This is a genomic window from Pseudomonadota bacterium (genome assembly GCA_039196715.1).
Classification (GTDB): Bacteria; Pseudomonadota; Gammaproteobacteria; order CALCKW01; family CALCKW01; genus CALCKW01.
Genome location: JBCCUP010000056.1, coordinates 18,837 through 30,643, shown reverse-complemented (window position 1 = coordinate 30,643; position 11,807 = coordinate 18,837). Strand labels below are relative to the sequence as shown.

Here is an 11,807-nt window from a genome sequence, read left to right as displayed (position 1 = left end):
CCGGTCAATGCGGTGACACGTGCGCCACCTGCTTCCGATCCTTCGCCGCGTCTGGCTTTGCCAGGACGCGACTCCCACGGCGTATTCCCAAACCCCGTGGGAGCTTCGGCCTTGCTGCGCCGCAGAGGCGCAGTAAGCCGGGGGGCCGCCTGCGGACGAATGCGATGTATCCACAAGCCACGGGGCTTCGCCGCGTCTCGCTCCGCGAGGACGCCGCTCCCACGGCACTTTGGACGCACTCAGATACCTGTGGGAGTTCCGGCCGTGCTGTGCCGTTCAGGCAAAGCACGCCGGACGAATGCGGTGTATCCGCAAGCCACGCGGCTTCGCCGCGTCTCGCTCCGCGAGGACGCCGCTCCCACGGCACTTTGGACGCGCTGAGATACCTGTGGGAGTTCCGGCCGTGCTGTGCCGTTCAGGCGCAGCACGCCGAACGAATGCCATGTTTTCCGCAAGCCATAGGCCTTCGCTGCGTCTCGCCGGCCTGCGGCTCGGCGAGGACGCCGCTCCCACGGCTGAGGGTGCGTCTCGCTCTCGCGATGGCGCGCTGTGAGGCGTGTCTCAGCCGTCGAGATCGAGTTGCGAGAGCGGGCTGGCGTATTCGACCCAGGTCTCGATCTTGGCGATGGAGGCCACGTCGGCCACCAGGCCCTGCTCGTCGTTTGTCGCGACCAGTTTGGCTTGCAGCTCGGGGGCATCGTGTTCGTTCAATGTGTCGACACTCAGCACACCCACCCCGATCAGCAGCTGCGCATGGTTCATGTCCATACCCGGTACCCGCAAGAGGTCCGACAGGCTGCGCCAACGTCGCACCTGCGACACGTCCTGTTCAATCGCCGTGGCCATGAGCCGCAATTTGGATTCGGAATCGGTTTCACGCAGGAGATCGTGCGTCGTGCGAATGCCGAGCTCGCGCATCTGCTGCAGGGTGTGCTCGTCGAGCCCGATCAGGTCCGCCACTCGGTATTCCCCGCTGCCCGCAGCCGACTTCCGCAAACCCTGTGCGATCTGCACACCCGGCAGCGAGGTCGTCTCACGGCTTTGTTCGGAGGCCCGGTTGAAGGCCTCGGCGTCCACCGGGGCCACGGTGTCGGGCACGGTCACCGGCGCCTCGCCGCCGACTTGTCGCACCATGTCCTGGGCGCGCCGCAACCGGTTCTCCAGTTCATCCCTGTCCGTCTCCAGGCGGCGCACCTGGATGGCGAGCTCCTCTTCGCGCGCAGAGGAATTGCCACTCGACATGTGCCGGAAGCCCCACCCGACGATGAAGCCGATCACGCCCGCCGCAGCAAGCAGCACCGCGATCTCGCCGATCAGGTAGGTCATGCCCATCATGGTTATTCTCCGAAAACGTTAAACTCGATGCGCCGGTTCAGGGCACGCCCCTCGGCCGTCTCGTTGGTGGCTATGGGACGCTGCGGACCGTACCCTGTCGCCAGGATGCGCGAGGTCGCCACGCCGTGTTCGATGAGGTACAAGCGTACCGTGTCGGCCCGATCCTGACTGATCCGGTTGTTGAGCTCGAGCGACCCGCGCGAATCGGTGAAGCCGGCGACTTCAACGCGCACGGCCGGGCACTGCGAGAGGATCTCGGCAACACCGTCGAGCACAGCGAAGGATTCGAAGCTCAGGCTGGTCGACGCCCGCTCGAAGGTGATTTTCTTGTCGCGCATGAACGTCGCGAGGTTGCCGTTGCAGACAAAGGCACTGACGCCTTCGACCGCACCGCCGTCGTCGACGTAGGTGAATTCGGTGCGCCACGAGAGGTCTGGCGGTGTCAGTTGCACCAGCGCGCGGCGAATCGCCTGCTCCTGCGCGCGGTCCTGCACGAGGCCGGTGACCTTCAACTGCCCGTTCGACAGCACCGCGTTCCCGCCGCCCATTTCGTTCAGCACCGTGGCGGCGGTCAGCACCGCCTCAGGCCAACTCTCCGGCAAATTGTCGTGCGCCCGCGCCGTGATGTTGACCCGCACTCCGTTGGCAATCTCGCGCAGGCGCGCCAGTGTAGCGAGCATTGCGTCGTCGTCGTTGATGGAGTCGCCGCTGATCGCGAGGCCGGTGTCGTCGAGGCGGATGCCGGTGGCCCAGGCGCCACCCGTCGAGTCGATCGACGCGGTGTCCCGCACTGGCTCCGCCGCTGTCGCGGTGTCAGCGACATCGGTATCGCCGTCAGCCGCCGCCGTGACCACGCTGCCGTCGGCCGCATCGCCTGCCCCGCTGTCGGCGTCGACACCGCCTTCAGCCAGTGCGTCGCCGTCCGCATCGCTTGCGGACCGTGTGGGAGTGTCCCGCACCGCGCTGTGGATCCCGGTGGACCGCGTCGCTTTGAACCCGAGCGGGCCGGCTTGCCAATCGGCCTGCTGCACACCGATCTGCTGCCGCAGCAAGCGCAACGTGGTCTCCTGCACACCGGTCTGACCGGCTGCCAGCAGGCGCCGACCGTCGGCCTGCACGCTGACCCCGGCGATGCCGGCGTTGTTCAAGCGCTCGATCGCCTCGGCTTGTATATCGCGCTCGATGCGCGGCGCCTCTGTCACCGCTGCGTAGGCCACCAACAACGACAGGGCAATCAGCCCGACCAGGGTGAGAATGACTCTGCGCACTAGAACCCGTCCGTCATGATGTCTCCGTCGGCACCTGCCGTGCCGACTGCCTCTGCGCGCACTGCCGGTTTATTGACGCACGCTGTGCTCGCGGGCGTCGCGATATTGCAACCACGCTCCGCCTGACTGTTTCGCTAGTTTAACATTCACTGCAGCAAAGTTGGACAACTGACGGTCATTCCGGGAACTTGCGGTGCGACAGGCGGGTCCGAGTGGTACCGGAGCGGCAGTTTCCATGCACTCACCGCGATCGGTTTTGTCAGTGTCTTGACCGGGGTTTGCAGCGCACTCCCCGGTTTTTTTTTGTCAGTCCCAACGCGCCAGTGTGTGGGTGACACCGCCGCTCTGCAACGACGCCGACGTCGACGTCGTCTCCAGCGCCTCCGCCAGACGGTACCACGCGGCCCGACTCAAGCGGCCCTCGAGCGGCAAGCGGCCGTTGGCTGTGCCGGGCACCGGCCTGACAACACAATACGCCGCGCCCGTTTCGTCCGAACTGGCGCCCCGAATCGGGTGCGCCTCGCCAATCCAGACGGATTCGCCGAGCGACGTGGTCGCAACCCAGACCGGGTCTGACGCATCCGTATCGGCGCGCTCGACGTCGACAATCAGAAACGGCACATCAGCCACCTCGATGCGCAGGCGTTCGGCCGGGGTGACCAGGGCGTACTCGCCCGGGCCGTCGCAACGCAGGATCGACGCAAACAACACCACCAGTGCCTCGCGCTCGATCGCCCCGCCCTCGTGCCACCAGCGGCCGTCCTCGTCGATGCGGATGTCGATGCGACCCTCACGCGGCGGCGACCAGCTGTGCACCGGCGGCAGCGCTGCGGCAAAGGCCTCGATCTCGCGACTCAGGCGCTCCAACGCGAGCGAGCGGGTCACCGCAACAGCTCGATACGCCCTTCGAAGGACGCGAGGCACTCGGGGTTCTTCAGCTGACTCGGCGGCGGCGTTGGGTCGCCGTTGACGAGGTCGCGCACGTAGCGCTCGGCCAGCTTGCCCGCACGGGTGTGCGGAAAAGCGCTCACCTGCAGTATCACGGCCGGCACATGCCGCGGTGAGGCCCGCGTCGACAGGGCCTCACGAATCACCTGGCGCAAGTCGTCGTCGAGCCGCAACTCCCCACGCAGGCGCACAAACAGCACCATGCGCGCGTCGCCCTCCCAGCGCTGCGCCACGGCGACCGAATCGAGCACCGGTTCAAGGGTGTTGACCACCCTATAGATCTCGGAGGTGCCGATGCGCACACCCGAGATGTTGAGCGTGGCATCGGAACGCCCGTGAAACACCACACCGCCGGTGTTCGAGAGCGAGATGTAGTCCCCGTGGTGCCAGACACCCCGGTAGCGTTCGAAGTACGCGGCTCGAAAGGCGGCGCCGTCCGGGTCACCGAAGAGGCCCAGTGGCATGCTCGGAAACGGGCGGGTGCAGACCAACTCGCCCTGCTCGCCGAGCGGAACCGGTTCACCGTTATCGTTCCAGACTTCCACCGCCATGCCGAGAGCCAGGCATTGTAATTCACCTCGGTGCACGGGCAGACGAGGGTTGCCGCAGGCAAAGCAGCCCATGATCTCGGTGCCGCCGGCGATCGAAGACAGGCGGATATCAGACTTGATTTCACGGTAGACGAAATCGAAGCCCGTCGGCGAGAGGACCGAGCCGGTACTCAGCACCACGCGCAAGGTGTCGAGCTTGCAGTCTCTGACCGGTCGGCCGCCGTGCTTGCGCAGATGCTGCAGAAACCGCGGCGAGGTACCGAACACGGTGATGCCGAAGGCGTCGACCAGTTCAAACAACGCGTTGCGGTGCGGCTGCAGCGGCGAGCCGTCGTAGAGCACGACGCTGGCGTTGCACGCCAGCGCGCCGAGCAGCCAGTTCCACATCATCCAGCCGACGGTGCTGTAATAGAACACCGTGTCGGACTCGGTCGTGCCGATGTGCAGGCTGTGTTCTTTCAGCAACTGCATCAACACGCCGCCGGCGCTGTGCACCAGGCATTTCGGTGGCCCGGTGGTGCCGGAGGTGTAGACCACCAACAGGGGGTGGTCGAAATCCAGCTGACGAAACTCCGGCGTGCGCGGCTGGTACGCAGCCAGTGCGCCACCGAACAGCACGGCATTGCGAAAGCTCCGTGGCAGCAGCGGCTGGTCCTGCACGTAGCCGCAGACGCCCACCCGCGCCACGCTCGGCAGCTGCTGCACCACCGACTCGACCTTCGCCAGGCTGTCGATGGTCTTGCCGCGGTAGAAGTAGCCGTCTGCGCAGAACAGCACCTTGGGCTCGCACTGCGAGAACCGGTCGACGATGGCCTCGGCACCGAAGTCCGGTGCGCAGGCCGTCCACACCGCACCGAGGCTTGCAGAGGCCAGCATGATGGCGACCGCTTCGGGCATGTTCGGCATGATGCCGGCGACCACGTCACCCTCCTGCACGTCCCACTGCTGCAGCAGTTGCTGGGTGCGGGACACGAGCCGGCTCAACTGCTCCCAGGTGAGCTCGCTCTCGACCCGGTCCTCACCGCGGAAATAGAGCGCCGTGTCCTGGTCGCGGCGACGCAGCAGGTTCTCGGCAAAATTGAGTTTGGCGCCGACAAACCAGCGCGCGTCGTGGAGCGCGTCGCCCTCCACCAGGACCGCGCTCGCTGCGCGGCTGGCCTTGATCTCACAGTGGTCCCACACCAGACCCCAAAAGGCCGCCGGGTCGTCCACCGACCAGCGGTGCAACGCCGCGTAGTCGGCGAAACGCTCGCCGGTCAGGCCCTCGGCGGCTTTCTGGAACCGGGCCAGTGAAGACTGCTGCGCGGCCTCGTGGCTCGGCGTCCAGAGCAGGGTCGGTGCGGGTGCAGCCGCGTCGGCGGGCGGGCTCATCAGGCGTGTCCTGGTGCTGTGCAGGTGGGTCGGTTATCGGGTCGGCGCGGTCACCGCCCCAAGGTGAAAAACTCCGGGTTCGGCAACATGCCGAGGCCGTTGGCCAGGCGATTGGACATGCCGAAGAACGCGGTGATCGCGGTGATGTCCCAGACGTCGTCGGCGGTGAAGCCGACGTCGAGCAGCATCGCGTGGTCCTCGTCGTCCACCTCGTCAGACTGGAAGCTGACTTTCTCGGCATACTCGAGCATCGCACGCTGCCGCTCGCTGAGCTCGGTTTTTCGGAAGTTGACCGCGACCCGGTCGGCGAGCAGCGGGTCCTTTGCGTAGATCCGCAACAGCGCGCCGTGGGCCACCACGCAGTACTGGCAGCGGTTCAACGCGCTCATCGCCACGACGATCATCTCACGGTCGGCCACCGGCAAGGTGTCGCTCTCGCGCTTCATGAGCGCATCGTGGTAGTCGAAGAAGGCCAGAAACTCGGCCGGGCGGCGCGCCAGCGCGAGGAACACGTTCGGCACGAAGCCGGCCTTCTCCTGGACCGTGAGGATCCGCTCGCGCACGGCGTCGGGCAGGTCAGACAGATCCGCGTCGGTGTGGTCGAACAGCGCCTTGGGCATACGAGTCTCCGAGATCAGAGCGCACTATCGCACGCCTGAGCGCGGTCAGCGAGTGCGTTGCGTGTTTCTCGGTGAGGCGGCAGGCGCCGCGTGCTGTGCCAGCCGCAACGTGAGGTTGTCGGCGCTGGCACCCGGGTCGACGTCGCGGGGTAATCTAGCGTCGTTGGGACTTCTTGAGGTCCTTGAGCGCGCGCTTGAATGCCTTGTTGGTGACGATCTCGGGCTCGACCATCGGCATCGGCTCAGGCATGTCCTCGGGCTCGGTCCCGAGGTCTTCGTCGTCGATGTCGTCGCCCATGGGCTCGCCGTCCATCTCGACCACGATCTGGAGGTCGTCTTCGTCGTCGTAGTCGTTGGTCGTGGAGAACGGCACGATCTCGGCGCCGCGGTGCGCGTCGTCGATCGGGTCGTCTTCGTGGTCGTCGTAGGCGTCGCCGTCGACGACACCGTCGACGCTGTCCTGATCGGCCACACCGTCGTCGTTGATCGCGTGGGCACCGGCGACGCCAACGGCCGTCGCCCCGATCGCGGCATCCTCGGACGGGTCGTCCGCGGTGTCGTCGGCCGGCGCCGCATCGTGAACGCCCTGCGTGTGCTCGCGGAGCTCGTGCTCGGCCACCACGGCGATGCCGTCGAGTCTGGTTTGCGCGGCCGCGGGCAGGCCCGGCGGGATCACCCCGGCCGAGAGCATCTCGAGGCAGCCGTCGAGCAGCAGGTTGGCGGTGTCTTCGTGGCCATCGGCATCGAGCACGCCGGCTTCGGCCACCGCGTCGAGCTGCAGGAACATGTCACTGTCAAGCAGGATGTCGGTCAGCGAGTGGCGCGCCAGCGCGCCCGCGTGTTCGCCGACGAGCCTGGCAAGCCCGGTCAGGATGCGGTCGAGTGCTGGCCGGGCTTCCTTGTCGATCAGGATGCTGATCATCGGCATCGGGTGGCCGCGCCAGTTTTGCACGACGAGCTGCTGCGGCTCCATCGAGGACATCGCGCAGCTCGCCACGTAGAGGAGTTCGAGGCCGTGCAGCGCATGCGTCAATTGCGAGGTGTCGACGCCGTCGGCGGCCTCGAACGGCCGTACACCGAGCGCCAGCACCGACTTGCCCTCGGGCAGTGTGCTGAACGCGGCACTCTGGCTGTCGCTCAGGGCCACGAGGTCTGGCACGTAGTTGACGGCAAAGTGCACGCGCCCGTGCAGTTCGTGCAGCGAGATGAGCTGCTCCGCGCTCAGGCTGCGTGCGTTGATCAGGCCGCGCCAGAGTGCCTCGTCGAAGAGGCCATGCAGCTTCATGACCTCGCACACCTGCTTCTCGGCGCGGTTGAACTGTTTGGCGGCGCTGTGAAACTCGCCGTAGCTGCTCAGCAGGATCGGCACGAAGTCGACCGCGTCCTCGGGCCGCGAGGCCTGGTTGATGTGGCTCAACGGGGTCAGCAGGTCCGCGCCGGCGACCGTGTCTGCCACGTGGCGGAGTGCGTTGATTGGGTCTGGTCGCGCCATCTGAGCCGTGTCCTTGAGGTCAAATCCCGCGCGACACCGCGTCACGCGCCGGGCTGCAAAGAGACCCGATACGGCAGTTATCGTTCAAAGGTATTGAATATTGACCGGTTTTTACGCGAAGCGGATCACATTCCGCCCGAATCTGTCGGCCTGGTATACCGCGCGAGCAGCGCCCCGAGCAAGCGCACGAGCTGGGCGCGCTCGGCGGATGTCCACTGCGCGAACGTGTCGCTTTCGTGTTCGAGTGCCGCCGCGCGCAGCGTCGTGCCGATGGCCGCGCCCGCGTCCGTCACGGCGATCACGACCCGCCGCCGGTCAGCCGGGTCGGGCTGCCGCACCACCAACCCGCGCTCCACCATGGTGTCGAGGATGCGCGTCAGGGTGGGCTGCTTGACCACCACCTGCTCGGCCAGCGCGTTGACCGTGAGCGCACCGTCCACGAGGCACGCCAACACCCGCCAATGCGCCGCCTTGAGTCCCTCCGGCAGCCGTGTGGCGAAATCCCCGTTGAGCACGGCGCTGGCCCGGCCGAGCAGCGCCGCGCTGTAGCGGTCGCTGAACGGCACGGCCGGGTCCACGGCACCGGCCAACGGCACTGCGTCGACCAGTCCCCCCGCCCAGAACCCGAGCGGCGCGCCCGGCGCCACCGCGGTCGCTTCGACCGCGGCAATGCAGAGCACATGGTCCCCCACGTCAACGCGCTGCGTGACCGTGCAGTCGAAGGCTGCGATCGCGCCGGCAACGAGCGGACAACCGCGCGGCGTGGCGGCCCAGTCGCGTCCGGCAAAGCGGTCCCCGTCGTCGCCCGCAAACGCAAAGCAGATCTCGGCCTGCTCGCGGGACAGCACCGACACCGCAAAAGCGTCAGTCTCGGCGTAGCGGTCGGCGTCCGGCGTCGCGCGGTCCACCGACCAGCACACCCGGGCGGGCGAGAGCGACACAGAGCCAAAGGAATTGATCGTCATGCCGAACGGCGCGCCGTCCGCCGAGCAGCCGGTCAGCACGCAGACTCCGGTGGCAAAGCATCCGAGCGCATCGCGCAGCGGGCGAGTGTCGGTCGGGTCGAGGGCGGTCAGGTCCATCGGTTGAGCCCGAAGGGTATTTATATTACTTTTCATATTATCAGTTTTCATGGAGATCGGACGTGCTGCGTGACCGCATCGAATGGCGTTGGATCGACGCCTTCCGCAACGTGTTCACGCGCTGCAGCGTCTCAGCCACGGAGAGCTGCGTGATCCTGTCCGAGACCCAGTCACGCGCGCTCAACCCGCACCTCGCCGAGCTCGCGCTCGAGTCACTCGGTGCCCTGCCCGCGCACGTGACGCTGCCCACCCCTGCGCAGACCAGCCCGGTGCCGGTGCGCTCGACCGGCGCCTGTCGAGCCCTTCGGCAACACCCCGCCGTGCTTGGCGCCCTTGACGCCGCTGATTTCATCGTCGACTGCACCGTCGAGGGGTTGATGCACGCACCGGAGCTGCCACGCATTCTCGAAGCCGGGGCGCGCGTCCTGACGGTCTGCAACGAGCACCCCGACACGCTCGAGCGCCTGTTGCCCGACGACAGCATCAAGGCCCGCACACAGCAGGCCGCCCGGCGTCTCCGCGGCGCAGGCACCCTGCACGTCAGCTCGGCCGCGGGCACCGACCTCAGCGTCTCGATGCGCGATGCCGCGACCGTGGGCATCTGGGGCTACACTGACAAGCCCGGCACCCTCGCCCACTGGCCAGGCGGGCTGGTGGTGTCGTTTCCGCGCGAGCACAGCGTCAACGGCACCCTGGTGCTCGACCGTGGTGACCTGAACCTGACCTTCAAACGCTACCTCGAGGCGCCGGTCAGCTTGCGCATCGAAGATGACCATGTGGTAGAGATCGCGGGTGACAGCACGGACGCTGAACTGCACCGCCGCTACTTCGCCGCCTGGGGCGACCGCAACGCCTACGCGGTCTCGCACGTCGGCTGGGGCCTGAACCCGGCGGCACGCTACGAAGCCATGACGCTCTACGACAAGGGTGACACCAACGGCACGGAGTTGCGCGCCTTCGCCGGCAATTTCCTGTTTTCGACCGGCGCGAACGAATTCGCCGAACGCTACACCGAGGGGCATTTCGACATCCCGGTGCGCGGTTGCACGATCACGCTGGACGGCGAGACCGTGGTGCGCGACGGCACACTGGTCGACGCGGCATGACACCGGCCGCGCTCTCGGCCGGGCGTCCGGGCGACCCGGCGCTCGTGTTCCTGCACGGGGTCGGCGGCGACGGCTCGAGCTTCGCGCCGCAACTCACGCATTTCGCTGCCAGCCACCACTGCCTCGCCTGGCACATGCCGGGCTACGGCGGCTCTGACATGCTCGACCCCTACGGTTGGCCGGCGCTCGCCGACGCGTTGGTTGCGCTTCTCGACGCCCACGGCATCGACCGCGCCGCGGTGGTTGGCCACTCGATCGGCGGCATGGTGTTACAGGCGGCCTTGCAGCGGCACCCGACACGGATCAGCGCTGCGGTGCTCTCGGCGACCAGTCCGGCGTTTGGCAAGCGCGACGGCGATTTCCAGCGCGCCTTCCTGACCGCGCGGCTTGCACCGCTTGACCGTGGTGAACGCCTGGCCGACCTCGCCCCCGGCATCGTCGACAGCCTGCTCGGCGAGTCCCCGGCGGCCGATGCCCGCGCGCGGGCCATCGCCTGCATGGGTGCCGTGCCGGAACCCGCTTACCGTGCTGCGATGACCGCGATCACCACTTTCGACGCCCGCGAGGGCCTCGCCGCGATTGCCTGCCCGACGCTGGTGTTGGCCGGCGAGCGCGACAGCAACGCGCCGCACGTAATGATGGCGCGCATGGCCGAGAAGATCCCGGGCGCACAATTCGCCTGCCTTGACGGGGCCGGCCACCTCGCCTACCTGGAGCAACCTGCGCGTTTCAACCGCTGCGTTGCCGACTTCCTGTCCACCCGTGCTGCCGGTGCCTGAGATGAACGACGCCATCGCCCCCTTGTTCGACCCCGACGCCTACCGCCTGACGGACCAACAGCGCGCGCTGTGTAAACGCGCGCGCACGCTGGCCTCGGACGTGTTCGCCGCGCGCGCCGCCGACTGGGACCGCGATGCCCGCTTCCCGGTCGAGAACTACCGCGACCTGCACGCCGCCGGGTTGCTCGGCATCTGCATCCCCGAAGCCGACGGCGGCATCGGCGCGGACTACCCGACCTACATGCTCTCGGCCGCCGAGATCGGCCGCTTTTGCGGCGCAACCGCGCTGACGCTGAACATGCACGTGAGCTCCTGCCTCTGGAGCGGCGCGCTCTGCGACGACCTCGACCTCCGTGACGCCGAGCGCAGCCAACACGCCGAACGGCGCCGCCTCCACTACCAACGCATCCTCGACGACGGCGCAATCTACTCGCAGCCGTTCTCGGAAGGCGGCGCGGCGGCCGCCGGCGCCGCGGCCTTCGGCACCACCGCCGAGCAGGTCGACGGCGGCTGGCGGGTCAGCGGCAAGAAGATCTTCGCCTCGCTTGCGGGCCACGCCAACTACTACGGTATCCTCTGCACCGACATCACCGGCGGCCGCAAGCCAAGCCGCGCCAACACCCTCTACCTCGCCATCCCGGCCGACGCCGAGGGCGTCACGGTGACGGGCGACTGGGACCCGCTTGGCATGCGCGGGACGGTGTCGCGCACCCTGCTGTTCGACAACGTGATCGTGCCCGACACGGCCGAACTCATGCCGCGTGGCGTGTACTTCAAGGCGGCGTCGACCTGGCCCCACATGTTCATGACGCTCACGCCCGCCTACGTCGGCCTCGCCCAGGCGGCGGTCGACTTCACTGTGCACTACCTGCGCGGCGAAATGCCGGGCACACCGCCGGTGAAACGGCGCATGTACCCGACCAAGCAGATCGCTGTGGCCGACATGCAGATCCGCCTTGAGCAGACCAAGAACCTCTGGTTTCAGGCGATCATGGAAGCCGGGCCGAAACCGAGCGATGCCCAGGTCCGACGCGCCTGGGCGGCACAGTACACCGTGATGGAAAACGCCAACGAGATCGCGCGGCTCGCCATTCGCACCTGTGGTGGGCAGTCGATGCTCAAGAGCCTGCCGCTCGAGCGCATCTACCGCGACAGCCGCTGCGGCTCGTTGATGCTGCCGTGGACAGCCGAACTCTGCCAGGACAGGCTCGGCCGCGCCATGTTATACAAGCCCGGGGAAACCGACGACTGAGCC

10 protein-coding genes are annotated in these 11,807 nt (G+C 67.4%); 3 read left to right on the top strand and 7 right to left on the bottom strand.

Annotation, left to right across the window (positions count from 1 at the left end):
- Positions 1 to 561 precede the first annotated feature (561 nt).
- From AAGA11_16670 to AAGA11_16640, 7 genes are all read right to left on the bottom strand, one after another.
- Positions 562 to 1,335, bottom strand: a complete 774-nt coding sequence (locus tag AAGA11_16670; protein ID MEM9604501.1) for a DUF4332 domain-containing protein — start codon at positions 1,333 to 1,335, stop codon at positions 562 to 564.
- 2 nt (positions 1,336 to 1,337) lie between these two features.
- Positions 1,338 to 2,603 (bottom strand): OmpA family protein, encoded by a 1,266-nt coding sequence (locus AAGA11_16665; GenBank protein MEM9604500.1) that lies wholly within the window; start codon positions 2,601 to 2,603, stop codon positions 1,338 to 1,340.
- 306 nt (positions 2,604 to 2,909) lie between these two features.
- Positions 2,910 to 3,488, bottom strand: coding sequence for a DUF1285 domain-containing protein (locus AAGA11_16660; protein ID MEM9604499.1), 579 nt, complete (start codon positions 3,486 to 3,488; stop codon positions 2,910 to 2,912).
- On the bottom strand, positions 3,485 to 5,473 hold the full coding sequence (locus tag AAGA11_16655) for an acetoacetate--CoA ligase (protein MEM9604498.1): 1,989 nt from the start codon (positions 5,471 to 5,473) through the stop codon (positions 3,485 to 3,487). Before AAGA11_16655 ends, AAGA11_16660 begins: the two co-directional genes overlap by 4 nt.
- 50 nt (positions 5,474 to 5,523) lie before the next feature.
- Complete coding sequence (locus AAGA11_16650; protein ID MEM9604497.1) at positions 5,524 to 6,093, bottom strand: peroxidase-related enzyme; 570 nt, start codon at positions 6,091 to 6,093, stop codon at positions 5,524 to 5,526.
- Between the two features lie 154 nt (positions 6,094 to 6,247).
- Complete coding sequence (locus tag AAGA11_16645) at positions 6,248 to 7,585, bottom strand: hypothetical protein (GenBank protein ID MEM9604496.1); 1,338 nt, start codon at positions 7,583 to 7,585, stop codon at positions 6,248 to 6,250.
- 125 nt (positions 7,586 to 7,710) lie between these two features.
- Complete coding sequence (locus AAGA11_16640) at positions 7,711 to 8,667, bottom strand: flavin reductase (protein ID MEM9604495.1); 957 nt, start codon at positions 8,665 to 8,667, stop codon at positions 7,711 to 7,713.
- A gap of 62 nt (positions 8,668 to 8,729) precedes the next feature.
- On the opposite strand from AAGA11_16640, the gene AAGA11_16635 reads away from it, so the two are divergent.
- Genes AAGA11_16635 through AAGA11_16625 form a run of 3 tightly spaced genes read left to right on the top strand, consistent with a single transcriptional unit; the run spans position 8,730 to position 11,804 of the window.
- Positions 8,730 to 9,773, top strand: a complete 1,044-nt coding sequence (locus tag AAGA11_16635) for a peptidase M29 (GenBank protein ID MEM9604494.1) — start codon at positions 8,730 to 8,732, stop codon at positions 9,771 to 9,773.
- Entirely contained in the window at positions 9,770 to 10,552 is a 783-nt protein-coding gene (locus tag AAGA11_16630; protein MEM9604493.1) for an alpha/beta fold hydrolase, read from the top strand. The genes AAGA11_16635 and AAGA11_16630 overlap by 4 nt, the downstream gene beginning before the upstream one ends.
- Before the next feature lies 1 nt (position 10,553).
- Positions 10,554 to 11,804 carry an acyl-CoA dehydrogenase family protein gene (locus AAGA11_16625; GenBank protein MEM9604492.1) on the top strand — a complete coding sequence of 417 codons (1,251 nt, stop codon included), beginning with the start codon at positions 10,554 to 10,556 and terminating at the stop codon, positions 11,802 to 11,804.
- Positions 11,805 to 11,807 lie beyond the last annotated feature (3 nt).

What these genes read in the sequence shown, in the direction of transcription:
- AAGA11_16670 (MEM9604501.1), bottom strand. Translation starts at nt 1,335, where the DNA reads ATGATGGGCATGACCTACCTGATCGGCGAGATCGCGGTGCTGCTTGCT.
- AAGA11_16655 (MEM9604498.1), bottom strand. Translation starts at nt 5,473, where the DNA reads ATGAGCCCGCCCGCCGACGCGGCTGCACCCGCACCGACCCTGCTCTGG.
- AAGA11_16650 (MEM9604497.1), bottom strand. Translation starts at nt 6,093, where the DNA reads ATGCCCAAGGCGCTGTTCGACCACACCGACGCGGATCTGTCTGACCTG.
- AAGA11_16645 (MEM9604496.1), bottom strand. Translation starts at nt 7,585, where the DNA reads ATGGCGCGACCAGACCCAATCAACGCACTCCGCCACGTGGCAGACACG.
- AAGA11_16640 (MEM9604495.1), bottom strand. Translation starts at nt 8,667, where the DNA reads ATGGACCTGACCGCCCTCGACCCGACCGACACTCGCCCGCTGCGCGAT.
- AAGA11_16630 (MEM9604493.1), top strand. Translation starts at nt 9,770, where the DNA reads ATGACACCGGCCGCGCTCTCGGCCGGGCGTCCGGGCGACCCGGCGCTC.
- AAGA11_16625 (MEM9604492.1), top strand. Translation starts at nt 10,554, where the DNA reads ATGAACGACGCCATCGCCCCCTTGTTCGACCCCGACGCCTACCGCCTG.